The sequence below is a fragment of the Rhodoferax sp. LB1P47 genome, assembly GCF_056521445.1.
Genome location: NZ_JBWMAU010000003.1, coordinates 52274 through 75858 on the forward strand (window position 1 = coordinate 52274; position 23585 = coordinate 75858).

Sequence of the window (23585 nt, forward strand, 5' to 3'; positions counted from 1 at the left end):
ACACGAATGGGAGAGTGGGTAAAACCACTGCCTTGCTATGACGACCTCCCTGCTCGAACTCGAAAACTCCGCCGAATTCATCGCCCGCCACATCGGCATCGATGCCGCCGATGAAACCCTGATGTTGGAAGTGATCGGCTCCAGTTCGCGCCGGGACCTGATTGACGGCATCGTGCCACGCTCGATTGCGCGCAGCACGCCCATGGTGCTGCCCGCGCCCATCACCGAAGCCGCAGCGCTGGCCGAGCTCAAGGCTATTGCGGCCAAGAACAAAGTCTTCAAAAGCTTTATCGGCCAGGGCTACTACGGCACCCACACGCCCGGCGTGATTCTGCGCAACATCCTGGAAAACCCCGCCTGGTACACCGCCTACACGCCTTACCAGGCCGAAATCTCGCAGGGCCGCATGGAAGCGCTGATCAACTTCCAGACCATGGTCTGTGACTTGACCGGTATGCCCATCGCCAACGCCTCCATGCTGGACGAAGCCACCGCCGCCGCCGAGGCCATGACGCTGGCCAAGCGCAGCGTGAAAAGCAAGAGCAATGTCTTCCTCGTGGCAGGCGACTGCCATCCGCAAACCATCGAAGTGGTGCAAACCCGCGCCAAGCCGCTGGGCATCGACATCAAAGTTAGCACCGCGCTGGAAACCCTGCCCCAGCTGATGGCCAGCGGCGACTTCTTCGGCGTGCTGGCCCAATACCCGGCCACCAACGGCATGCTGCACGACCTGCGCCCGCTGGTGGGCGTGGCCCACGCCTGCGGTGCGGCAGTATGCGTGGCCGCCGACCTGCTGGCGCTGACCCTGCTGGTGCCGCCCGGCGAATGGGATGCCGACATCGTCATCGGCAACACCCAGCGCTTTGGCGTGGCGATGGGCAACGGTGGTCCGCACGCCGCCTACATGGCCTGCCGCGATGCCTTCAAACGCTCCATGCCCGGCCGCTTGGTGGGGGTGAGCGTAGATGCCCATGGCAACCCGGCCTACCGCCTGGCCCTGCAAACCCGCGAGCAGCACATCCGCCGCGAAAAAGCCACCTCCAACATCTGCACCGCCCAGGTGCTGCCCGCCGTGCTGGCCAGCATGTACGCGGTCTACCACGGCCCCCAGGGGCTGACCCGCATCGCCCAGCGCGTGGCCCGCTTTACGGCCATCCTGGCGCGCGGTTTGCAACAGATGGGCTATGAAATTACCAACGCGCATGCCTTCGATTCGATCACCGTCAAAACCGACGATGCTAGCGATTTGATAGCTTCCCGCGCACATAACGCCTGCGCAAACCTGCGTTTTCGCTTAAATAACCACCTGGGTGTCTCGTTGGACGAAACCACCACACGGGGCGACATCGAAATGCTGTGGTCGTTCTTCGTCAAGCCGGGCGAGCCCATGCCGCGCCTGGGCGCGCTGGAAGACAGCGTGGACTCGTTGATTCCCGCCGAGCTGCGCCGCAGCAGCGCCTTCTTGACGCACCCGGTGTTCAACACCCACCATTCCGAGACCAGCATGCTGCGCTACATCCGCGCCTTGAGCGACAAAGATTTGGCACTGGACCGCAGCATGATTCCGCTGGGCAGCTGCACCATGAAGCTCAACGCCACCAGCGAAATGGCCCCGGTCACCTGGCCCGAATTTGCCAACATCCACCCCTTCGCCCCCGCCGACCAGCGCCTGGGCTACACCGAGCTGGACGCACAGTTGCGCGAATGGCTGTGCCAGGCCACGGGCTACGCAGGCATCAGCCTGCAGCCCAATGCGGGCAGCCAGGGCGAATACGCCGGTCTGCTGGCCATCAAGGCCTACTTTGACGACCACGGCCAAAGCCAACGCAACATCTGCCTAATCCCCAGCAGCGCGCACGGCACCAACCCCGCCAGCGCCCAGATGGCCGGCCTGACGGTGGTGGTCACCGCCTGCGATACACAAGGCAACGTGGACATGGCCGACCTGCAGGCCAAGTGCGAACAACACAGTGACAAGCTGGCGGTGGTGATGATCACCTACCCCAGCACCCACGGCGTGTTCGAAACCCAGGTGAAAGAGCTCTGCGCCCTGGTACACAGCCATGGTGGCCGCGTCTACGTGGACGGTGCCAACATGAACGCCCTGGTCGGCGTGGCTGCACCCGGCGAATTTGGCGGCGACGTGAGCCACCTGAATCTGCACAAGACCTTCTGCATCCCGCACGGCGGCGGCGGCCCCGGTGTGGGCCCGGTCTGCGTGGTGGCGGATTTGATTCCCTACCTGCCCGGCCACGCCACGGCGGGTGACACCCAGCACGGCATCGGGGCCATCAGCGCGGCGCCCTTGGGCAATGCGTCGGTGCTGCCGATCAGCTGGATGTACTGCCGCATGATGGGTGCCGACGGCCTGCAACACGCCACCGAAGCCGCCATCCTGGCCGCCAACTACGTCAGTACCAAGCTGGCGCCGCACTACCCCACCCTGTACGCCAGCGCCAACGGCCATGTGGCGCACGAATGCATCCTGGACCTGCGCCCCATCAAAGACAGCTGCGGCGTGACTGCCGAAGATGTCGCCAAGCGCCTGGCCGACTACGGCTTCCACGCCCCCACGCTGAGCTTCCCCGTGCCCGGCACGCTGATGGTGGAGCCCACCGAGAGCGAAACCCTGGCCGAGCTGGACCGCTTCATCTTCGCGATGGTCGCCATCCGCAACGAGATCCGCCAGGTTGAGAACGGCACCTGGCCGCAAGACAACAACCCGCTGAAGCACGCCCCCCACACCGCCGCCAGCCTGCTGGGCGCCGAGTGGGACCGCCCGTATGCACGCGAGATTGGCGCGTTTCCGCTGGCCAGCCTGAAACAGTCCAAATACTGGCCGCCAGTGGGCCGGGTGGACAACGTGTTTGGCGACCGGAATCTGTTTTGCAGCTGCGTACCGGTGGCGGATTACGCTTAACCGCCCGGGCATAGAGCGTGGTATTGAAAGAACGTGTTCAGAGTCCATCGTCCGTCATTTTTACCCTGTAAGCTTCACGGACGACGTGTGCACAACACGGCTTACTAAAATGTGTACAAAATTGCATTCAAAACTGACCCGCAGGAACTTACATGGCCTCCATTTTTCGCAAACCTTTGTCGCTCTCACGCCGCATGATGACGGGGTTCTCCCTGGTCTTGGCATTGCTGGTACTGGTGGCGGGCATTGGTGGCCTGGCGTTGAACCGGGTCACCGGGCATATCCAGAAAATTGCCGAAGTCAACAACGCCAAGAGCCAAATGGCCAACAGCATGCTCAACAGCATCAGCCTGCTGGGTATCCAAACGCGCACCGTGGCGCTGCTATACGATGCCAAGATGATTGGCGATGAGCTCAAGGCCGCGCAAGCGACAGAAGCTGCCTACAACGAAAGCCTGGCAGCCCTGACCAAAATTCTGTCCACCAGCGATGCCAGTGATGCAGAGCGCCAACTTTTAGATGCAATTGTTGCGGCGGGCAAACAAACTCTGCCCTTCATCCAGCTGGCCGCCAAACAAGGTGCGAACAGTGACAATGTGGCCGCCAGCGCCACCGTTACCGAGAATGTGCGCCCCAATGAAGTCATTTGGCGCGACCGCGTCGGTACCTTTGTCGCCCTGCAAAACGAACTGAGTGCCGCAGCGGTCAACGAGGCCCGTAGCGCCAATCTGAACGCCATGACCGCTGGCGGACTGGTGGTGCTGGTGGCGCTGATTACCGGTTTTGCCACCGCCTGGCGCATCACGGCAAGTGTCATCCAACCCATTGGGCGGGCGATGGTGGTGGCCGAGCGCGTCGCCCAGGGCGACTTGACTTCGCAGGTAGAGGTGCGCGTGCATGACGAAACCGGCCGCCTACTCGAAGCCATTGCCGCCATGCAAACCCGGCTGCGGACTTTGGTGGGCGAGATCAGCGAAGTTGCCCACTCGATTCGGACCGCCAGCGAAGAGGTGGCCAGCGGCAATCTCGACCTGAGTGAGCGCACCGAGCAGTCGGCTTCGCGCCTGCAAGCCACCTCCACATCGATGGGGCTACTGACTGCAACCCTCGACCAATCCTCCCAGTCGGCGCGGCAAGCCACCCACATGGCGGTATCGGCTGCCTCGGTGGCCGTTCGCGGTGGGGCGGTGGTCGGACAGGTGGTGACAACGATGGATGAAATCAGCCGTAGCTCCAACAAGATCGCCGACATCATTGGCGTGATTGACGGCATTGCGTTTCAGACCAATATTTTGGCGCTCAATGCGGCCGTGGAAGCGGCCCGTGCAGGCGAGCAAGGCCGGGGTTTTGCCGTCGTGGCATCGGAAGTCCGTAGCCTGGCAGGCCGCTCCGCCGCCGCCGCCCGCGAGATCAAAATACTGATTGCGACCAGTGTGGAACGGGTCGGTGCCGGGGCCCAATTGGTAGGCAGCGCCGGGGCCACCATGGCCGAAATTGTGGATTCTGTGCAAAGCGTCTCGGGCATCATTGGCGAGATCGCCGCCTCCACCGAAAGCCAAAGCCAGGGCATCAACGAAGTGGGGGGTGCCGTAGCCGAGTTGGACCACATGACGCAACAAAACGCAGCCCTGGTTGAACAAAGCGCAGCTGCCGCGCAAAGCCTCAAAGAACAGGCCACGCGGCTTACAGCCATAGTTGACACTTTTCGCCTGACGAGAGCGTAGGGGCATACGGCCCCATGTGCGCAGCGGCCTGGCAAAGCCCGTCTCGGGCTGCTCGAAATAACCCTGAATGACCATCCTCTACCAAGTCCGCCGCGTGGACTACCTTGACCCTATTGACGCAGCCGCGCTCGTGCACCTGCTGGACCTGTACGCCCAGGATCCGATGGGCGGTAACACACCGCTTAGTGACGACACCCGCCGGCGCCTGTGTGCCGATTTGGCGCAGCGCCCGCATGCGGCCAGCTTCATCGCCTGGCTGGGCGAGGATGCCATCGGCCTAGCCAACTGCTTCGAGAATTACTCCACCTTTAAGGCCCAACCGCTACTGAACATCCACGACCTGGCGGTACATCCCTTGCACAGAGGCCAGGGCGTGGGGCAGGCGCTGCTGGCAGCAGTGGAGCGGTATGCACTGGAGCGAGGCTGCTGCAAACTGACGCTGGAAGTGCTGACGGGCAACGCCACAGCGCAGGCCAGCTACACCCGCTTTGGCTTTGTGGACTATCAACTAGACCCGGCGAATGGGCATGCGGTGTGTTTGCAAAAGTGGCTTTAGCGCGGCACAGTTCCTGCTAAATACCTTGCCATGTCCACACCATCCTCCGTCCAAGTCCACACATTATTTGAAGACGTGCAAGCCATCTTTGCCGGTACGCTGTTTGTGTCGCTGGCGCTGATTTTGTTTGGCCAGGTGGGCATGCTGACGGGCGGCACAGCGGGGGTGGCGTTTTTGCTGCACTACGCCACCGGCATCACGCTGGGCAAGCTGTTTTTTGCCATCAACCTGCCGTTTTACTGGTTTGCCTGGACCCGCATGGGCCGCGAGTTCACCCTCAAAACCTTCATCGCCATTAGCATGCTGGCGGCGATGATGGAGTGGTCGCCCCGGTTGTTTGCCATTGAGCGCCTGCACCCGGCCTATGCGGCCGTGCTGGGTGGGTTGCTGCTGGGCTCGGGCTGCCTATTTCTGGCCCGCCACCGCGCCAGTTTGGGCGGTGCCACCATCGTTACGCTGTATCTGCAAAAAACCTATGGCTGGCGCGCAGGCAAGGTGCAGATGGCGATTGACTGCACCATCGTGCTGCTGGCGCTGACGGTGATAGAACCCGCCCGCGTGGGCTATTCGGTGCTCGGCGCGGTGGTAATGAACTTGTTTATCTGGATCAACCACAAGCCCGGGCGGTACGCTGTTCTGTAGTGTCCAATACGGGGCATGCACTCTACCGATACCCAAGACACCATCGACCAACGCCTGACCAATCTGGAAATCAAAGCCAGCTTTACCGAAGACTTGCTGGAGCAACTCGACCTCGTGGTCATCCGCCAGCAGCAGCAAATTGACCTACTGGTGCGCGAAGTAAGCCGCTTGCAGCAGCGCAACACCGACGGCCTGGATAGCCCGCGCAGCCCCACAGACGACCTGCCGCCGCACTACTAAAAAATACCCAGTACATCTAAGGGGTTTATGCTGCATATTACTAGACGACTGGTCTACTGCACTTAGAATACGTTCATGCCCACCGAAACTCCTTCCGCCAAACACCACATCCTGGACTGTGGCGAGCGCCTGATCGCTCGCAAGGGTTTTGTCGGCGTGGGCCTGGCCGAAATTTTGACCGTGGCGGGTGTGCCCAAGGGTTCCTTCTACCACTACTTCAGCTCGAAAGAACGCTTTGGCGAGGCGCTGCTGGTGCGCTATATGGAGCGCTATTTGCAGGGGTTGGAGGCTATGTTTCAGCCCGACGGTACGACCGGCCGGGTGCGCTTGATGCGTTACTGGCAGTTCTGGAACAGCACCCAATGCGGTACAAGTTGCGACACAGACAGCGAGACCAGCACCAAATGCCTGGTGGTCAAGCTCAGCGCCGAAGTGGCCGACATGTCTGAAGCCATGCGCCTGACTTTGCGCGACGGCACCGATCAGATCGTGCGGCGCATTGCCGGATGCATCAAAGACGCGATTGCCGATGGTTCGCTGCCCCAGCACCTGGATGCAGATGCCACTGCGCTCGGTTTGTACCAGCTCTGGCTGGGTGCCAGTCTGCTGTCCAAGCTGCGCCGCGACAACTCGCCGTTTGACAACGCTATGCGAAATACAGAGCAAATACTGGGCCTAACGCCCGTCTGATCTGCACAAGCAGCTATTATTTTTACCATCTTACTAGCCGACCGGTCTACTTTAAACCACACCAAGGACTCCATGAATAACTTTGACTTCCACAACCCCACCCACATCGTCTTTGGCAAAGACCGCATCGCCGACCTCGCCACGCTGGTGCCCGCCACCGCCAAGGTGTTGATCCTGGTGGGTGGCTCCAGCGCCGAAAAAACCGGTACCTTGGCCGAAGTGCGCCAGGCCCTGGGCAGCCGGGCCCACGCCACCTTTACCGGGATTGAGCCCAACCCCAGCTTCGACACCGCCATGCAGGCAGTGCAACAGGTGCGCGAAGGTGGCTTTGACTTTTTGCTGGCGGTGGGGGGCGGCTCGGTGATCGACGCAGCCAAGTTCATCGCCGCAGCCGCCTTGTTTGAAGGCGATGCCTGGGATATTCTGCTCAAAAGCGGTGCCAGCATCAGCCGCGCCCTGCCCTTTGGCACGGTGCTGACCCTGCCCGCCACCGGCTCGGAAATGAACAAGGGCGGCGTGATCACCCGGCGCGACCTCGGTGCCAAGCTGCCCTTCCGCAGCCAGCATGTGTATCCGCAGTTCTCGGTGCTCGACCCCACCAAAACCTACACCTTGCCGCCGCAGCAACTGGCCAACGGCGTGGTGGACGCATTCGTGCACACCGTGGAGCAGTACCTCACCTACCCGGTCAACGCGCCGCTGCAAGACCGCTTTGCCGAAGGTATTCTGCAAACCCTGATAGACATAGGCCCGCGCCTGCTGGAAGCCCCCGAGCCGGTATATGCCGACCGCGCCAACCTGGTCTGGGCCGCCACGCTGGCGCTGAACGGACTGATAGGCGCGGGCGTGCCGCAAGACTGGTCTACCCACATGGTCGGCCATGAACTTACCGCCCTGCACAACATCGACCACGCCCGCACGCTGGCCATCGTGCTGCCCGCCATGCTGGAAGAGCGCCGGGTGCCCAAACACGCCAAACTGCTGCAATACGGCGAGCGCGTCTGGGACATCCGCAGCGGCAGTGAAGAAGAACGCATCACCGCCACCATCGCCTCCACCCGCGACTTCTTTGAGCGCATGGGCATCCCCACCCGCTTGTCAGCCTACGGGCTGGGCGCGGAGACCATTGACGTGTTGGTAGCCAAGCTCACCGAACACGGAATGACGCGCCTGGGCGAACACGGCGACGTGACCCCTGAAGTCAGTCGCCGCGTGCTGCAAGCCGCTCTGTAATTTTTTTTCAACCCACCAGGAAACCCCCATGTCCAAAATCCTCATGGTGCTCACATCGCACGACCAACTCGGCAACACCGGCGCCAAAACCGGCTTCTGGCTGGAGGAATTCGCCGCGCCCTACTACGTCTTCAAAGATGCCGGTGCCAGCATCACACTGGTCTCGCCTAAAGGCGGCCAGCCGCCGCTGGACCCCAAGAGCGACGATCCAGGCTCGCAAACCGAGGCTACCCTGCGCTTCAAGGCCGACCCTGCAACCCAGGCGCTGCTGGCCGACACCCGCGTGCTGGCAGGCGTGTCCATAGGCGATTTCGATGCGGTGTTCTACCCCGGTGGCCACGGCCCGTTGTGGGACCTGGCCGAAGATGCTTACTCGATTGCGTTGGTGGAAACCTTCATGGCCGCTGGCAAGCCAGTCGCCACCGTGTGCCACGCCCCCGGCGTGCTGCGCCACGCCAAGGCAGTCGATGGCCAGTCCATCGTGCACGGCAAGTCGGTTACCGGCTTCACCAACAGCGAAGAAGCTGCTGTGGGTCTGACCGATATCGTGCCCTTCCTGGTCGAAGACATGCTGATCGCCAACGGTGGCGTCTACTCCAAGGGCCCGGACTGGCAGTCATATGTGGTGACCGATGGCCTGCTGGTCACCGGGCAAAACCCCGCCTCGTCTGCTGCGGCGGCGCAGGCCTTGCTAGACACACTGGTGTAAAAAGCACTACAAACTTTGCATCCATGGGGCTCAAAACCGGCTTTGAACTGATAAGCTCAGGCCCATAGAAACCCTCTTAATTGACTGGAGAAAATCATGGCCAAAGGCGAGCAAAAAACCAACAAGGAATCGAAGAAGCCCAAGAAGGACACTTCGCCTCCCAAGCCCATTTCTACCGATGCAGTGCGCCCGACCATCACCACCGTGGTACCGGTACGCGGCAAGCTGAAGAAGTAACACTCCTTACGCCCGAAAAGCCGCATCCGATGCGGCTTTTTTTATGCCCGCGTCAGACCCACACCGACATGGGGGCATCCTCTATCCACTGTGCCGCCTCGCTAGGCTTGAGCGGATGCGCAAACAAATTGCCTTGCAGTTCATGGCAGCCGGACATACGGGCAATTTCAGCCTGTACCGGTGTCTCAATGCCCTCGGCCACCACATCCAGCCGCAATGCCACCGCAAGCTGGCAAATGGCCCGCACCACGGCAGCGGCATCCGGCGCCGGCAACGGCTCGATCAGACCCCTGTCGATCTTGACCGACTGCAAAGGCAGGCTGCGCAGCGTGTAGAGCGACGAAAAACCGGTGCCAAAGTCGTCTAGTGCGACCACCACCCCCATCGCCCGCAGCTGCTGCATTTGCAAGCGCACCTGGTCGATATCGGCCACGGCGGCGCTCTCGGTTATCTCCAGTGTGATGCTGCGCGCAGGCACCCCATACCGGCGCAGCAATTGTTCGACCAAGGCAGGAAAGCCCCCGTCCAGCATCTGCAATGGCGACACGTTAACGGCCACCGGCACCACCGATGGAAACTGTTGTCGCCACAGCGCAACCTGCTCGCAGGCCAGCGTCAGCAGCAACAAACCAAGTTCGGCAATCAGCCCGGTACGTTCGGCCACCGCAATGAACTCCACCGGACTAACCCACCCCACCCCGGGCCGGTGCCATCGGGCCAGGGCTTCAAAACTGGTCAGGTGGCCGGTGTGTGCGTCCACCTTGGGCTGGTAGTGCAGGCTGAATTCCCGCTGTTCGATACCGATCCGTAGCGCCTGCTCTTGCTCCAGAACATCACTGGAGCCACGCGCAAACCGCGCCTCCGCCAACGCCACCGAGGTGCCAGGGGTCCGCTTGGAGGCGTGCATGGCCGCGTTGGCAGCGCGCAGCAAGGCCTCGGCATCCTGGGCATGTTGCGGGTACAACGCAATCCCCATCGACACGTCGATAAAAAAATTGCGCTGCGGCAGCGCCAGTGGCCGCAACAACAATTGCTGCACCCGGTGCGCTACCAATGCTGCGCTTTCGCTGTCCAGGCAAGGCTGGACCAAAAAAGCAAACTCATCGGCGCCCAGGCGCATCAGCTGGCAGCCCTCACCCACCGCGTGCTGCACCGCCAATGCCAGCGCTTTGAGCACGTCGTCGCCCAGCGAATGGCCGTGGGCTTCGTTGAATAGTTTGAAGCGGTCTACCCCCAATAGCACCAGCCCAAAGCCGGGCAGCTCGGGGAAGGACATGCAACGCTGGCGCAGACTTTGCAACAAGGCACTGCGGTTGGGCAGGCCGGTCAGTTCGTCGTGGGTGGCCTGGTAGAGCAAGGCCTGGGTGGCATCGCGGCGGTCGGTCTGGTCGGTCACCAAAATCTGGATCCCCTGCGTATCGCCCCACAGCGTGCGCCAGGCCGAGAAGCGCAGCCATACCGACGATCCATCCTGGCGCTGCCGCAAACCCTCCCAGTGCAGGTCGTCCACCTCGCCGCTTTCAATTTGCCGACAACGCACCTGCAGATGGTCAATCTCTTCTTGCTGCAGACCGACCTCGCTCAATTCGGCAAAGTGGGCAAAGCCGTACATGGAAAGCAACGCCGGATTGGCGTAGCGCACACGCTGCTCCACCAGCACCAGAATGCCCTGGTGGGAGCGCTCCACCAGTTGTTGGAAGCGTTCTCGCAGGGAACGTGACTCGGCCATAACCCGCTCCATCGCGGCATACACCAGGGCTAAGCCCAAAGCCAGACACAACACCGCACCGGCATTAGCCTGGAAAACCAACGCGGCACGCCCCCACAGCGCAAACCCGAGCTGGTTGCACCCCAACAGCACCAGCAAAGGCCCGGCGAAGCGGTCAGCAGCCACACTGCGACGCAAGCCACGGGTGACGGCCACGCCAGCCAGGGTCATCAAAATCGGAGCCACCCAGACGGCAATCAAGGGGTCGCTAAACACCACCCCCCACAGCCCGGCCAGCAGCAGAAAACCCCACAATACCCCCCACTCCAACCGCGACACCACCCTGCCCGAAAACCGGCTGCTGCCCCGCAGCATCAACGCCGTGCTGCCGATTTGGCTCGCAATGGCCAGCGCCATTCCCGGCACAACCCAGCGAGAACCAGGGGCCTGGTTCAACAAATACCCTAGCGGCACCATCGCCTGTACCAACTGCGCCGCGCCCAGGTCCCGGGTAAACAACTGCCCCCGGTGCTGGTGCCAGACCCACAGCAAAGCCCCGCCCATGATCAAACCCACCACAGCATTGGCGTAGAGCGAGTAATAAAGAGCACTGCTGAATGCGGAGTCCATTAAAAATAAAAATGGTGTGTATGCAGATTAAAGAGGCCATCCTAACCCGTTCACAATACATTTCTGAAAATGTGCAGATCCTAAATTTGTACGCCAATCGCCTGTAAACGCACTGGAATCCAATGGGGATAATTGACAGACAAGCGACAACAGAGACACATCTAGCCCGTAAACTGTTACGTCTGTTTACCAACACATCCGCCCGCCAAAGCCGCCACCAGTCCCCTCATGCGCCTGCCCCCTCCACCCGCATTGGTGCCCACCGCGCCGCAAGACAACCTGCCACCGCCCCCCCCGGCACACGCGTTGATCCAGGATCTGCGCAACCGCCTGGTGGAGTTGGAAAATCAGAGCAAAGTACTGCGCTACAGCCAGGCCGCGTCAGAGGCGGCATCCGAACGGTTTGAAACCTTGTTTTCAGGCGTGCCGCTGGCGCTGATGGTGGTGGACGACCACGACCTGGTGGTGCAAAGCAATGCCATGGCGCAACGCCTGTTCCAGCCCACCGAGCAAGACCGGCCGCTGCACTTCCTGATGCCCTTCGTCAGCCCGGGCTGCACCGAGCAGGTCCGCCAAGCCTTTCGCGAAGCGCGGGTAGACGGCCACTGTGAAGCCACCGAGGTGGTGTTCACCATTGGCCTGGACGGCGCCATGTCGGGCGACCTGCACATCGCCCGGCTCGACAGCGCGTCCGACGCCATCGCCCAATACATCTGCGCCGTGGTGGACCAGGGCCCGCTGCTGGCCGAACGCCGCGCCCTGCAACTCAGCGCATCCGCCCTGCGCCAGCGCAACGAACAACTGCGCTCTAGCGAAAGCCGCTTGGAAGCCATCATCAACTCGGCGCTGGATGCCATCATCTGCGTCGATAAAGACCAGCGCATCACCGTCTTCAACCCCACGGCGGCGGTGCTGTTCCAATGCCCGCCCTCGCAGGCGCTGGGCAGCCTGCTGACGCGCTTCTTCCCCGAGGCCGGGCACGCACTGGCCTTGAACCAAATATCCACCCAGGCGTTTCTGGGCGAAATGACGGCACTCACCGCCGATGGCAAACGCTTGTCCGTCGAAGTCAGCGTATCGTTTGAACGCCACCCCAGTGGCGAGACCACCACCGTCTTTGCCCGCGACCTGACCAGCCGCAAGCGCGCCGAAGTGCAGCGCAGCGTGCTCGAAGCCCAGCTGCGCGAATCGCAAAAAATGCAGGCCGTGGGCACGATGGCGGGCGGCATTGCACACGACTTCAACAACATCCTCAGCGCCATTCTGGGCAACGTGGAGCTGGCCAAGGAAGACGCAGGCCCCAACTCGCCCGCCCAGGTCAGCCTGCACGAAATCGACAAAGCCGGTCGCCGCGCCCGTGATTTGGTGCGCCAGATTCTGACCTTCAGCCGCAACGAAGCGCCGCGCCGCGCCCCGGTCGCCCTGGCCGAACTGGTGGTGGAAACCGAGCGACTGCTGCGCGTGACCCTGCCCCCGGCCGTGGAGCTGCACCTGCACATCCACCCCGACACCCCGGTGGTGATGGCCGACGCGGTACAGGTCCAGCAAGCCGTGCTCAACCTGTGTACCAACGCCATCCAGGCCAACGGCGACCAGCGCGGGGCCGTCACCATCGAACTCAGCGGGGTCGAACCCGATCTGCGCCTGTGCGACCGCCTCGGCATTGCACCAGGGCGCTACGCCATGCTCACCGTGCTGGACAGCGGCAAAGGCATGGACGACACCACCTTGCTGCGCATCTTCGAGCCTTTCTTCACCACCAAAGAAGTCGGCCAGGGCACCGGCCTGGGCCTGGCCGTGGTGCACGGCGTGATGCGCAGCCACGCCGGTGCGGTCGATGTGCAAAGCGCCCCCGCCCTGGGCAGCCGTTTCACCCTGTACTTCCCCGCCACCGGCCCGGATACGCCGCTGGCTGCGCCCGCGCCCATCGCTGAACCGGCCCCAGCCGCCAGCGAACAGGTGCTGGGCAAGCACGTGATGTATGTAGACGACGACCACGCCCTGGTGTTTTTGGTCGAGCGGCTGCTGCGCCGGCGCGGCTTTCGGGTCAGCGGCTTCTCCGACCCCAACAAGGCCGCCGCCGAGCTGCGCGCCAACGCCGCCGCCTACGACCTGCTGGTCACCGACTTCAACATGCCCGGCTACTGCGGCGTAGACCTGGTGCGCGAAGCCCAGCGCATCCGCCCCGACCTGCCGGTGGCTCTGGCCTCGGGCTACATCACCGCCGAGATCGAGCAAAGCGCCATCGCCGAAGGCGTCAAAGCCCTGATCCACAAACCCAACGACGTCGAAGAACTCTGTGCTACCGTGCAGCGCCTGATTCTGGACAACCCCGCCGCATGACCGCTGATACCCCTGATACCCCACCGCCCGCCAAACAAGCCCGCAACCCCCTGCACGGACTGACCCTGGAGGCCATCCTGACCGAGCTGGTCAGCGTCTACGGCTGGGAAAACCTGGGCCAGCAGATCGACATCCGCTGCTTCACCAGCGACCCCAGCATCGCCTCCAGCCTGAAATTCCTGCGCAAAACCCCTTGGGCGCGCGAAAAGGTCGAGGGCCTATTCCTCTTCATGCAGCGCGAACAACGCCGTGGAAACCTCTGAACCGTTGCTCCTGGACACCGTCTACGCCGACGACCAGCTCCTCGTTTTCAACAAACCCAGCGGCCTGCTCTCCGTGCCGGGCCGGGGTGAAGACAAGCAAGATGCCTTAAGCGCCCGCGCCCAGCAGGCCTACCCCGATGCACTGGTGGTGCACCGCCTGGACATGTCCACCTCTGGCCTGCTGGTGATGGCGCGCGGCATCGACATGCAGCGCCTGCTCAACGCCGCCTTTGCCAACCGCGAAGTCGACAAGCGCTACACCGCCGTGGTGGCAGGCCACCCCACTGAGGCACAAGGCCAGATCGACCTGCCCATTCTGGTGGACTGGCCCAACCGCCCGCTGCGCAAGATCGACTGGGAGAACGGCAAACCCAGTTGCACCCGCTGGCGGGTACTGGAGAGGTTGAACGACCGCACCCGGCTAGAACTGGAGCCCGTCACAGGACGGTCGCACCAGTTACGCGTGCACCTGGCCGCCATCGGCCACCCCATGCTGGGCGACGCGCTGTACGCCCCGCCCGCTGTGCAGGCCATGGCAGGCCGCTTGCTGCTGCATGCCAGCAGCCTGGCCTTGCAGCACCCGGCCACTGGCGTGGCACTGCGCTGGGACTGCGCAGCCGCGTTTTAGCCGCCATACCAATTTGCTATTTAATAGATAGCTTATAACGCAGAGGGGATAGGCGGTGAAGGCATTTTTAATGCCTAAAATTCACCTTGCTTTGCACAACTGGCATAGACTGTGCTTTTGATAGCCATACTTCGCCTTTTCTGCCATCTATACGCAGTTTTCTACGGACCACCATGCACACCACCCGAAGCCTCGCTGCCCTGTCCGCCACGCTGGAAACCCATGGCGCACAAGCCGCCATCGAGTACCTGAACGCGGGCGTGGCGCACCGCTTCACGGCGGTGTACCGGTTAGACGGCGACATCCTGCGCAACCTGCTGCTGAACGATAAGCTGGGCGAAATCTGCCCCGCGTTTCTGGCCGAAGCGCCCTTGGCCACCAGTTTTTGCCAGTTTGTGTTGCGCGACGGGGTTTTCCAAACCACCAACTCCGCCACCGATTCCCGTCTGGACGGCCACCCCTATCAGGGCGTGATGGTCTGCTACCACGGTGTGCCACTGCTCAGCACCCGTGGCGAACTCTGGGGCACCCTGTGCCACTTCGATGTACAGGAGTTGACCTTGTCCGATGCGGAATTTGAGCTGCTGCAGCAGGCCGCCCAGCTATTGCCAGCCTATTTGCTGCAAACCTAACTTTCATGGACTCGGGTGCAGCGCACCCCGAGCCATGAAAGTTGTTTCACGCTAAGAGTCTTGGCCTGCCTGCAGGGCCTTGACCTCTTGCTCCAAGGCTTCGGTAGCGTCTTCCAGCACCTTGGCCGATTCGTTCAAGCGCTTTTCCAGCGCATCGGTGCGGGCCACGGCCTCGTCCACGTCTTCGTGGTGCACATCGCCCGGAATTTGCGTGTCAAGCACCGCGTGCAACACGCCCAGCTCCTCGGCTACCTCTTTGATTTCTTCGGCAACCTGTTTGTGCTTTTGCAGCGCGCCGGCAATGGCATCGGCTGGCGAGGATTCTGCGGCTTCGGAGGGTACGGTCAGGGTAGTAGGCATGGCGGACGGCTTGAAAACAGAAAATAGAAATGTCTGCACGCGGTAGGTGCCCAAAGGCATGGCGACCCAGCACCAGTCCCCATCGCGCATGGCTATCCAGTATAAGTGTCGCCCCGGGCTGACGGACAATGGCGGTTTTACCCACCGCAGCACACCATGTTCACAGGCATCGTCCAGGCCACCGCCACCATTGCAGCCCTCCACGACCAGGACGGCATGCGCAGCTTCACCCTCGCCTTCCCGCCCGGTTTTTGCCAAGATTTGGCCATCGGGGCCAGCGTCTCGGTAGATGGCGTGTGCCTGACGGTTACCGAACTGGTGTCCCCCACCGCCGCCGCGTTCGACGTGATTTTGCAAAGCCTGAACATCACCACCCTGGGCGGTTTCATGCAAGGCACAGTCGTCAACGTGGAGCGCGCCGCCAAGGAAGGCGCCGAAATCGGCGGCCACCCGCTCTCCGGCCACGTCGATTTCTGCACCACCCTCACCGACGTGCTGCTGACCGACACCAACTGCAAACTGCGCTTCGCCATTCCAGAAGCGTTTCGCAAATACATCTTCGCCAAAGGCTACATCGCCATCAACGGTGCCAGCCTCACCGTCTCGGAAGTCAACCGCACAGAGGGCTGGTTCGAGGTCTGGCTGATCCCCGAAACCCGCCGCGCCACCACCTTTGGCCACAAGCAGACGGGCGACCCGGTCAACATCGAGATCGAGCGCAGCACCCAGGTGGTGGTGGACACCGTACGCGAAACCGTGGCCGAGAGTTTGGGCAAATTGCAGCCGCTGCTGGAAGCTTTGCTGAAGGAGAAGGGGCTGTCGTTGGATGATTTTGTGGGCGTGCCCACCCTGCCAAAGTAAGTTGGTGGGGAGGATTTTTACTCTAATTTTTATAGCTACTTGCGTAGGCGCGGTATTCGCTAGAGGCCATTTTTTCATTAAATAAACGAATGTGCCCCAACCACAGGTTTTCAAACTCCCGGCCCTGAAACGGCTTGCGCTCTTGCTGCTGGTGATAGTGCCGATGGCCAGCTGGTTGCTGGTGAAACCGGTACGGGTGGTAGCACCCACGCTAGCCGGGGTGAGCTGCCCCACCGTGCAACTCTGCCTGGACGACGTATCCCAACTGGCCGCAGCCACCGTGCTGCTGGCGGAGCCTTGGCAGGGGTATCGGGCGCGGTTTGGGGATTGGTATGCAGGGGGTGGGGGTGGCGATCTTTGGGCGGCGGCTGAGGGGCTTTGAATGGCAAAATTCGGTCACAAGCAGCCCTTCGTTTCGTTGCCGCAATTCGTAATATACGAACCATAGAGTCCCTTCCCGCAAGGTAAGCGCTGCCAATATCGAGCACTTCGTATCTCAAGAGGCATCGACTCCCCAGCGGCCTGGTTTGAAAATCGCGAGCGGGAACTTTGGGGGGTGATGGAGGCCAATGGGGCTGGACCATCTGTGGCTTATTGAATCACAAGGAAAACAACATGCTGTTAACTGATATCGCCGTCGAGCACACGCTGGCGTCCCCAAAGGGAGAACTCCGTGGGACGTTTTTTGTGCATCCCTTTACGAATACACAACGGGATACGCTTGGTAAATTTGAGATCGTTCGTAGCATCCGCGAGCCAGGGGTTAAAGAAGTGAAATGCGCAACATTCGTGTCGTTTCAGCATTTGGCGGAGTTGTACGCGAAAGGTGTACTCGACGAATTTGGGTTTTCCGTTCGCATGTGTCTTGCTGATGGCAAGTACCCCGCCATAAATCCCGTAAAAAAAATACTCCCAACCAGCATCAGGCCCGGCTCACAGTTCGACCTGGCGGTTCAGGGCGTAGATGTTTCAAAACCAGCTAACCGCGAATTGAGAACAGCGTTGCTTCGGACTTACATAAAACTTTAAGGGAACCTGTGAAGCCATCTGTTACCCATGTCGAAATCATCGCCACTTTCAAGCGGGCGGAGTCTGATGCCGCGCACAAGTTTGAATTGATCAAAGCTGCTGGAAAAAAGGGGCCCAAGGCCATCCAAGCCGCCGTTGACGCCGCTGCAAAGGCGGCAAAGCGCAGGGACTCGTACGCAAAGAAGCTGGATGCCTTGGGTGTGAGTCTCAATGATTGACCCATCCACTACGATTCACTACATATTCCATAGCTACTCACGCAGACCCATCCTGCGCTAGATTCTTATTACATGCACAACACTTCCCCCCAAAACCTCACCATCCTCACCGGCGCATCGCGCGGCATGGGCATGGGCTTGGCCGAGCAACTGCTGCAAGCGGGCCAGCATCTGGTGTGCATCTCGCGGCACACGAATGCGCAGCTGGTCGCCACGGCGGGCAGCGTGCTGGAGCAGTGGCAGGCCGATCTGGCGGACAGCCTGCCGGTGGCGCAGCGGCTGGGTGCCTGGCTGGCGCAGCAGGACGCGGCGCGGTGGGCCAGCGTGACGCTGATCAACAACGCGGGCACGCTGGCGCAGCTAACCCCTTTGCGGGATGCCGACGGGGCGGACCTGGCGCAGGCGCTGCGGGTGGGGTTGGAGGCGCCGATGCAGTTGACGGCGGCGTTTTTGGGGGCCACGCGGGTCTGGCCGGGGCAGCGGCGGGTGTTGAATATTTCGTCGGGGCTGGGGCGGCGGGCGATGGCGGCATCCGCCGCTTACTGCGCGGCCAAGGCGGGGATGGACCACTTCACGCGTTGCGTGGCTTTGGACGAGGCGGGGCAAGTGAATGGGGCGAAAGTGTGTTCGCTGGCGCCGGGGGTGATCGATACCGACATGCAGGCGCAGTTGCGCGGGGCGGACTCGGGGGCGTTTGCGGACCAGGGGGCGTTTGCCGATTTGCACCGCTTGGGGCAGTTGACGTCGCCGGGGGTTGCGGCGGCGCGGGTGTTGGCTTATTTGGGGCGGGGGGATTTTGGGGTGGAGGCGGTTGCTGACGTTCGGGAGTGACGTTGGGAGGTTGAACCGCCAATAGGGGTCGGAGCACACGCGCGATTGACGACCTGGGCGGCATCCAACCTTTTCGCGCGCGGATGATCCGACCCCTATTGGCTACCGCCCGCTACGGTTTTAGGAGCTGCTCACGCCGATTCCATAGGCGCCAGCAGCCTAAACCACATATACCCATCACACAGACACCCCTTCGTGAAACAGCGCGGAACTGGCTCCGCCAGGCCGCTGCTGTTGCCCCCTGCGTGTCGCATCGGTTTTTCAAACCGATGCGAGGGGGTTGGCGAAAGACACGAAGCGCTGCAGCCTGGGGGTGTTCAATAAATCTCGGGTACCACAATTTCCTGCGGCACGGCGTTGCGGATGTAGTCTTCGTGGCGCTCGCGCTCGGGAAGAACGATAGCGGGGTGCTCGGTCTCCTGGTAGGGCATTTGCTGCAGCAGGTGGTGGATGCAGTTCAGGCGGGCCTTCTTTTTGTCCACGGCCTGCACCACCCACCAGGGGGCTTCGGGGATGTGGGTGCGCTCCAGCATCACCTCTTTGGCCTTGGTGTATTCCTCCCAGCGGCGGCGGGATTCGAGGTCCATCGGGCTGAGCTTCCACTGCTTCAGCGGGTCGTGGATGCGGCCCAGAAAGCGCAGGTGCTGCTCCTGGTCGGAGATGGAAAACCAGTATTTCACCAGCTGGATGCCGCTGCGCACCAGCATGCGCTCGAACTCGGGCACGGTGCGGAAGAACTCTTCGTACTGGTCGTCGGTGCAGAAACCCATCACCCGCTCGACCCCGGCGCGGTTGTACCAGCTGCGGTCAAACAGCACGATTTCGCCTGCGGCGGGCAGGTGCGACACGTAGCGCTGAAAGTACCACTGGGTGCGTTCGCGGTCGTTGGGCGCGGGCAGCGCGGCCACGCGGCAGACGCGCGGGTTCAGGCGCTGGGTGATGCGCTTGATGACACCGCCCTTGCCTGCGGCGTCGCGGCCTTCAAACAAGATCACCACCTTGTGGCCGGTGGCAACCACCCAGTCTTGCAGCTTGACCAGCTCGGCCTGCAGACGAAACAGCTCGCGGAAATACTGGCGGCGGGCTTCCTTGTGGGCTTCGGTGGCGGGCTCGCCATCCTCGCCGCTCAGCATGCGGTCGTCCATCTCCATCTCCAGCTCCTCGTCGTAGCTGTCGATCAGGTCGCGGTGCATGCGTTGCACCATGTCGTCGTTGGCGTTCAAGGGCATCTCCAATTGCAAATGGCGTTACGGTAGCGTGACGATATGTCAAAAAAATGACAAATTGGTGTCCGCTTGTTTGACCTGAATTTGGTCGAAGATAAAACTTGTACGGCAGAAGTGTGCCGCCTACCATCCGCTACCGACCGCGTTCGACAGACGGTTGGGCTTATAACGGAGACCAGTTGTGCCCCTCGGAATGCAGTTATCCGCCGATGAAACGACCCTGCTACAAACCATTTTTTGGTCAGTGGGCGCGTCGCGTCTGGCCCTGGCCGCGCGGCTGGACTTCTCCAAAAGCAAAACCAACAGCCTGGTCGCCGCCCTGCTGGATGAAGGTCTGCTGTTAGAGACCGGGCTGAAGGCCTCCAGCGGCGGCCGCCGTCCGGAGACGGTGCAGATCAACCCCAGCCTGGGCGTACTGATTGCTGCCGACCTGGGTGCCACCAGCCTGGACATCGCCATCCTGCGCCCCGATCTCTCCGTGCTGGCCCGCCACTCCGAAGCCGCCGACGTGCGCGCAGGCCCCGGCCTGGTGATGGCCCGGGTGCGGGTGCTGATGCGCGAGCTGCTGGCCCAGTGCGCCGCCACACCGCAGCAAGTAATTGGCATCGGCATCGGCGTGCCCGGCCCGGTGGACTTTGCCAGCGGCCAGCTGGTTAACCCGCCGTTGATGCCGCAGTGGGACAGCTTTTCCATCCGCGACGCGCTGCGCGAAGACTTTGCCGCGCCGGTGTTTGTAGACAACGACGTGAACACCATGGCCTTGGGCGAGCTGTGGCGGCTACAGCGCAGCCTGCAAAACTTTCTGGTCATCAAGGTGGGTACCGGCATTGGCTGCGGCATCGTCTGCCACGGCGAGGTGTACCGGGGTGCCAACGGCTCGGCAGGCGACGTGGGCCACATCTGCGTAGATACCGCCGGGCCGCGCTGCCACTGCGGCAACCTGGGCTGCGTGGAGGCCATGGCCGCCGGCCCGGCCATCACCCGCATGGCACTGGAGGCCGCCGCATCCGGCGAAAGCGCCCTGCTGGCCGCCTGCTTGGCCAACACCGGCACCATCACCCCGGAAGACGTGGGCAACGCCAGCCGCCATGGCGACGCAGCAGCCAACCGCATCATCCAGCACACCGGCAACCTGATCGGGCAAATGCTGGCCTCGGTGGTGAACTTCTTCAACCCCTCGCACGTGTTCATTGGCGGCGGCATCACCCGCATCGGGCCGCTGTTTTTGGCCTCGGTGCGGCAAAGCATCTACCAGCGCTCGCTGGCCTTGTCCACCCGGCACCTGGAGATCCAGGTCACCCCGCTGGCCGAGCAGGCTGGGCTGGTGGGCGCAGGCGTGCTGGCCATGCAAGAAACCCTCAAAAAGGCCACCCGATGAGCGTGAACGTGGAATTTGACAACGTGGTCAAAGAATTTGGCCCGGTGCGCGTACTGCACGGTGTCAGCTTTGCGCTCCAGGCAGGCCGCACCGTGGGCCTGCTGGGCGAAAACGGCGCGGGCAAGTCCACGCTGATGAAGATTCTGGCCGGGTTTGAGGTGGCCACCGGCGGCACGCTGCGCATCAACGGCCTGCCCCAGAGCTTCACCACCTCGCGCCAGGCCGAGGCGCAAGGCATTGTGCTGATCCACCAGGAATTCAGCCTGGCCGAAGACCTGACGATTGCGCAAAACCTGTTCCTCGGCCACGAGAAAAAGAAGGGTTGGCTGCTGGATGACGTAGCCATGCAAACCGAGGCCGCCAAGGCCATCGCCCAGGTGGGCCTACAGGCCGACGTGAACACCCGGGTGAAGCACCTGATCGTGGCCGAAAAGCAGCTGGTGGAAATCGCCCGCGCCCTGCTGCGCAAGGCCCGCCTGCTGATCATGGACGAACCCACCGCCACCCTCACCCCGGGTGAGACCAAGCGCCTGTTTGCGCTGATGGTGCAGCTGAAAGCCGACGGAGTCACCCTGGTCTACATCTCGCACAAGCTCGACGAGGTGGAACAGGTGACCGACGAGGTGGTGGTGATGCGCGACGGCCGCTTTGTGGCCCGCGAAGAAACCAAGAACCTGACCCGCCAGCAGATGGCCAGCCTGATGGTGGGCCGGGAGCTGACCGATCTGTACCCGCCCAAAGCGCCCCATGCACCCGCCACAGCGCCCATGCTCAAAGTCACCGGGTTGACCGTGCCCGGCTGGGCCACCGACGTGAGTTTCGAAGTCCGCCCCGGCGAGATCCTGGGCTTTGCCGGGCTGGTGGGCGCAGGCCGCACCGAGCTGTTTGAAGGTCTGCTGGGCCTGCGCCAGCGCACGGCGGGCCGCATCGAACTGCAAGGCCGGGTCACCAACATCCAAAGCCCGCGCGCTGCCGCAAAGCAGGGCCTGACCTACCTCAGCGAAGACCGCAAAGGCAAGGGCCTGCACGTGCACTTCGGCCTGCGCGAGAACCTGACCCTGATGGCGCTAGAGCGCTACACCCACCCGTTTTTGGACCCGCAGGCCGAAATGGCCGCGCTAAAAACCGCCGTGGAGGATTACGGCATCCGCACCGGCGACCTGCAAAGCAAGGCCTCCAGCCTGTCCGGTGGCAACCAGCAAAAGCTGGCCCTGGCCAAGGTGCTGCATCCGAACCCCAAGGTTGTGGTGCTGGATGAACCCACACGCGGAGTGGACGTGGGGGCCAAGCGCGACATCTACTTTCTGGTGCAGCGCCTCGCCCGTGAGGGGCTGGCCGTGGTGGTCATCTCCAGCGAGCTGATGGAGCTGATCGGCCTGTGCCACCGCGTGGCAGTGATGCGCGGCGGCAAATTACAGACGGTACTCGAAGAACACCAATTAACCGAACAGGAGCTGATCTCACATGCCACCGGAACAAACTAAAACGCCGCGCACCGCCACCCACTGGATGGGCCGCCTGCACGGCATGGGCCCGGTGATCGGCCTGGTGCTGCTGCTCATCGCGGGCACGCTGCTGAACAGCAACTTCGCCACGCTGGATAACGCCATGAACGTGCTGACCCGCACCGCCTTCATCGGCATCATCGCGGTGGGCATGTGTTTTGTGATCGTCTCGGGCGGCATCGATTTGTCGGTGGGGTCGATGGCGGCGCTGATTGCGGGCAGCGTGATCCTATGCATGAACACCCTGGGGCCAATGCTGGCCTCGCCCGTGCTGGTGGTGGTGCTGGGCATGGCGTTGGCGCTGGTGCTGGGGGCGCTGTTTGGCCTGGCGCACGGCCTGCTGATCACCAAGGGCCGCATCGAGCCTTTTATCGTGACGCTGGGCACGCTGGGCATCTTTCGCGCTTACCTGACCTACTTTGCCAACGGCGGCGCGATCACGCTGGACAACGATTTATCGGACGTGTACAGCCCCGTCTACTACGCCAGCCTGCTGGGTGTGCCGATTCCGGTGTGGGTATTTTTGGTGGTGGCGCTGCTGGGCGGCGTGATTTTGAACCGCACCGCCTTTGGCCGCTACGTGCAGGCGATTGGCTCCAATGAGCAGGTGGCCCGCTACGCCGCCGTGGACGTGGACCGGATCAAAATTTTGACCTACGTGCTGCTGGGCGTGTGCGTGGGCATCGCCACCCTGCTCTACGTGCCGCGCCTGGGCTCGGCCTCGCCCACCACCGGCCTGCTGTGGGAGCTGGAGGCCATTGCCGCCGTGATCGTGGGCGGCACGGCGCTCAAAGGCGGCGCGGGCAGCATCACCGGCACGGTGGTGGGTGCCATTTTGCTGTCCGTCATCAGCAACATCCTGAACCTGACCAGCATCATCAGCGTGTACCTGAACGCTGCCGTGCAGGGCTTTGTGATCATCAGCGTGGCATTCATGCAGCGCAGCAAACGTTAGTTTTAGAGATAGCTTTCGCCACCGGTAGCCACAAGCTACTTTTTATCCACCTGTAGGAGACACAACC

Annotated in this window: 24 protein-coding genes; 21 read left to right on the forward strand and 3 right to left on the reverse strand. The window is 62.2% G+C overall.

The window, feature by feature from the left end; translation table 11 throughout:
- Positions 1 to 37: 37 nt before the first annotated feature.
- The 9 genes from gcvP (at position 38) to AC0969_RS05755 (ending at position 8951) form a co-directional block, all read left to right on the forward strand.
- Positions 38 to 2920, forward strand: a complete 2883-nt coding sequence (gcvP, locus tag AC0969_RS05715) for an aminomethyl-transferring glycine dehydrogenase (protein ID WP_479623175.1) — start codon at positions 38 to 40, stop codon at positions 2918 to 2920.
- A gap of 152 nt (positions 2921 to 3072) precedes the next feature.
- Complete coding sequence (locus AC0969_RS05720) at positions 3073 to 4644, forward strand: methyl-accepting chemotaxis protein (RefSeq protein ID WP_479623176.1); 1572 nt, start codon at positions 3073 to 3075, stop codon at positions 4642 to 4644.
- Positions 4645 to 4711: 67 nt separating this feature from the next.
- Positions 4712 to 5200 carry a GNAT family N-acetyltransferase gene (locus AC0969_RS05725; RefSeq protein WP_479623177.1) on the forward strand — a complete coding sequence of 163 codons (489 nt, stop codon included), beginning with the start codon at positions 4712 to 4714 and terminating at the stop codon, positions 5198 to 5200.
- Positions 5201 to 5230: 30 nt separating this feature from the next.
- Positions 5231 to 5842, forward strand: a complete 612-nt coding sequence (locus AC0969_RS05730) for a DUF6198 family protein (protein WP_479623178.1) — start codon at positions 5231 to 5233, stop codon at positions 5840 to 5842.
- Positions 5843 to 5857: 15 nt separating this feature from the next.
- Positions 5858 to 6082: a SlyX family protein gene (locus AC0969_RS05735; RefSeq protein ID WP_479623179.1), complete on the forward strand. Its 225-nt coding sequence runs from the start codon at positions 5858 to 5860 to the stop codon at positions 6080 to 6082.
- A gap of 75 nt (positions 6083 to 6157) precedes the next feature.
- The gene (locus AC0969_RS05740; protein WP_479623180.1) at positions 6158 to 6772 is read left to right on the forward strand and encodes a TetR/AcrR family transcriptional regulator; all 615 of its coding nucleotides are present in this window, start codon (positions 6158 to 6160) and stop codon (positions 6770 to 6772) included.
- A gap of 72 nt (positions 6773 to 6844) precedes the next feature.
- Positions 6845 to 8005, forward strand: coding sequence for an iron-containing alcohol dehydrogenase (locus AC0969_RS05745; RefSeq protein WP_479623181.1), 1161 nt, complete (start codon positions 6845 to 6847; stop codon positions 8003 to 8005).
- 28 nt (positions 8006 to 8033) lie between these two features.
- Positions 8034 to 8714 carry a type 1 glutamine amidotransferase domain-containing protein gene (locus AC0969_RS05750; RefSeq protein WP_479623182.1) on the forward strand — a complete coding sequence of 227 codons (681 nt, stop codon included), beginning with the start codon at positions 8034 to 8036 and terminating at the stop codon, positions 8712 to 8714.
- A 96-nt stretch (positions 8715 to 8810) separates the two neighbouring features.
- On the forward strand, positions 8811 to 8951 hold the full coding sequence (locus AC0969_RS05755) for a hypothetical protein (RefSeq protein ID WP_295956492.1): 141 nt from the start codon (positions 8811 to 8813) through the stop codon (positions 8949 to 8951).
- Between the two features lie 52 nt (positions 8952 to 9003).
- On the opposite strand, the gene AC0969_RS05760 is transcribed toward AC0969_RS05755, so the two are convergent.
- A complete protein-coding gene (locus AC0969_RS05760) occupies positions 9004 to 11289 on the reverse strand; it encodes a putative bifunctional diguanylate cyclase/phosphodiesterase (RefSeq protein ID WP_479623183.1) in 2286 nt (761 codons plus the stop codon).
- A 228-nt stretch (positions 11290 to 11517) separates the two neighbouring features.
- Here AC0969_RS05760 and AC0969_RS05765 point away from each other — a divergent pair, with 228 nt between their 5' ends.
- From AC0969_RS05765 to AC0969_RS05780, 4 genes are all read left to right on the forward strand, one after another.
- Positions 11518 to 13632, forward strand: coding sequence for a PAS domain-containing hybrid sensor histidine kinase/response regulator (locus AC0969_RS05765; RefSeq protein ID WP_479623184.1), 2115 nt, complete (start codon positions 11518 to 11520; stop codon positions 13630 to 13632).
- Positions 13629 to 13895: a VF530 family protein gene (locus AC0969_RS05770; RefSeq protein ID WP_479623185.1), complete on the forward strand. Its 267-nt coding sequence runs from the start codon at positions 13629 to 13631 to the stop codon at positions 13893 to 13895. The genes AC0969_RS05765 and AC0969_RS05770 overlap by 4 nt, the downstream gene beginning before the upstream one ends.
- Positions 13882 to 14523, forward strand: coding sequence for a pseudouridine synthase (locus tag AC0969_RS05775; protein WP_479623186.1), 642 nt, complete (start codon positions 13882 to 13884; stop codon positions 14521 to 14523). The genes AC0969_RS05770 and AC0969_RS05775 overlap by 14 nt, the downstream gene beginning before the upstream one ends.
- A 173-nt stretch (positions 14524 to 14696) precedes the next feature.
- On the forward strand, positions 14697 to 15155 hold the full coding sequence (locus tag AC0969_RS05780; protein WP_479623187.1) for a GAF domain-containing protein: 459 nt from the start codon (positions 14697 to 14699) through the stop codon (positions 15153 to 15155).
- A 51-nt stretch (positions 15156 to 15206) separates the two neighbouring features.
- Here AC0969_RS05780 and AC0969_RS05785 read toward each other — a convergent pair whose 3' ends face one another.
- Positions 15207 to 15515, reverse strand: a complete 309-nt coding sequence (locus tag AC0969_RS05785) for a hypothetical protein (protein WP_479623188.1) — start codon at positions 15513 to 15515, stop codon at positions 15207 to 15209.
- A 156-nt stretch (positions 15516 to 15671) separates the two neighbouring features.
- On the opposite strand from AC0969_RS05785, the gene AC0969_RS05790 reads away from it, so the two are divergent.
- From AC0969_RS05790 to AC0969_RS05810, 5 genes are all read left to right on the forward strand, one after another.
- Positions 15672 to 16376 (forward strand): riboflavin synthase subunit alpha, encoded by a 705-nt coding sequence (locus tag AC0969_RS05790; RefSeq protein ID WP_479623189.1) that lies wholly within the window; start codon positions 15672 to 15674, stop codon positions 16374 to 16376.
- Between the two features lie 91 nt (positions 16377 to 16467).
- Entirely contained in the window at positions 16468 to 16758 is a 291-nt protein-coding gene (locus AC0969_RS05795) for a hypothetical protein (protein WP_479623190.1), read from the forward strand.
- Between the two features lie 233 nt (positions 16759 to 16991).
- Positions 16992 to 17405 carry a hypothetical protein gene (locus AC0969_RS05800; protein WP_479623191.1) on the forward strand — a complete coding sequence of 138 codons (414 nt, stop codon included), beginning with the start codon at positions 16992 to 16994 and terminating at the stop codon, positions 17403 to 17405.
- Between the two features lie 8 nt (positions 17406 to 17413).
- Positions 17414 to 17623 carry a hypothetical protein gene (locus AC0969_RS05805; RefSeq protein ID WP_479623192.1) on the forward strand — a complete coding sequence of 70 codons (210 nt, stop codon included), beginning with the start codon at positions 17414 to 17416 and terminating at the stop codon, positions 17621 to 17623.
- A gap of 72 nt (positions 17624 to 17695) precedes the next feature.
- A complete protein-coding gene (locus AC0969_RS05810) occupies positions 17696 to 18454 on the forward strand; it encodes an SDR family NAD(P)-dependent oxidoreductase (protein WP_479623193.1) in 759 nt (252 codons plus the stop codon).
- A 317-nt stretch (positions 18455 to 18771) separates the two neighbouring features.
- On the opposite strand, the gene ppk2 is transcribed toward AC0969_RS05810, so the two are convergent.
- Complete coding sequence (ppk2, locus tag AC0969_RS05815; protein WP_479623353.1) at positions 18772 to 19659, reverse strand: polyphosphate kinase 2; 888 nt, start codon at positions 19657 to 19659, stop codon at positions 18772 to 18774.
- Between the two features lie 214 nt (positions 19660 to 19873).
- Between ppk2 and AC0969_RS05820 the strand changes: the two genes are divergently transcribed.
- The 3 genes from AC0969_RS05820 to AC0969_RS05830 are packed head-to-tail and all read left to right on the forward strand — an operon-like array spanning position 19874 to position 23518.
- Positions 19874 to 21058, forward strand: coding sequence for an ROK family protein (locus AC0969_RS05820; RefSeq protein WP_479623354.1), 1185 nt, complete (start codon positions 19874 to 19876; stop codon positions 21056 to 21058).
- Positions 21055 to 22542 (forward strand): sugar ABC transporter ATP-binding protein, encoded by a 1488-nt coding sequence (locus tag AC0969_RS05825; RefSeq protein ID WP_479623194.1) that lies wholly within the window; start codon positions 21055 to 21057, stop codon positions 22540 to 22542. Before AC0969_RS05820 ends, AC0969_RS05825 begins: the two co-directional genes overlap by 4 nt.
- Positions 22523 to 23518 (forward strand): ABC transporter permease, encoded by a 996-nt coding sequence (locus AC0969_RS05830; protein ID WP_479623195.1) that lies wholly within the window; start codon positions 22523 to 22525, stop codon positions 23516 to 23518. The genes AC0969_RS05825 and AC0969_RS05830 overlap by 20 nt, the downstream gene beginning before the upstream one ends.
- Positions 23519 to 23585 lie beyond the last annotated feature (67 nt).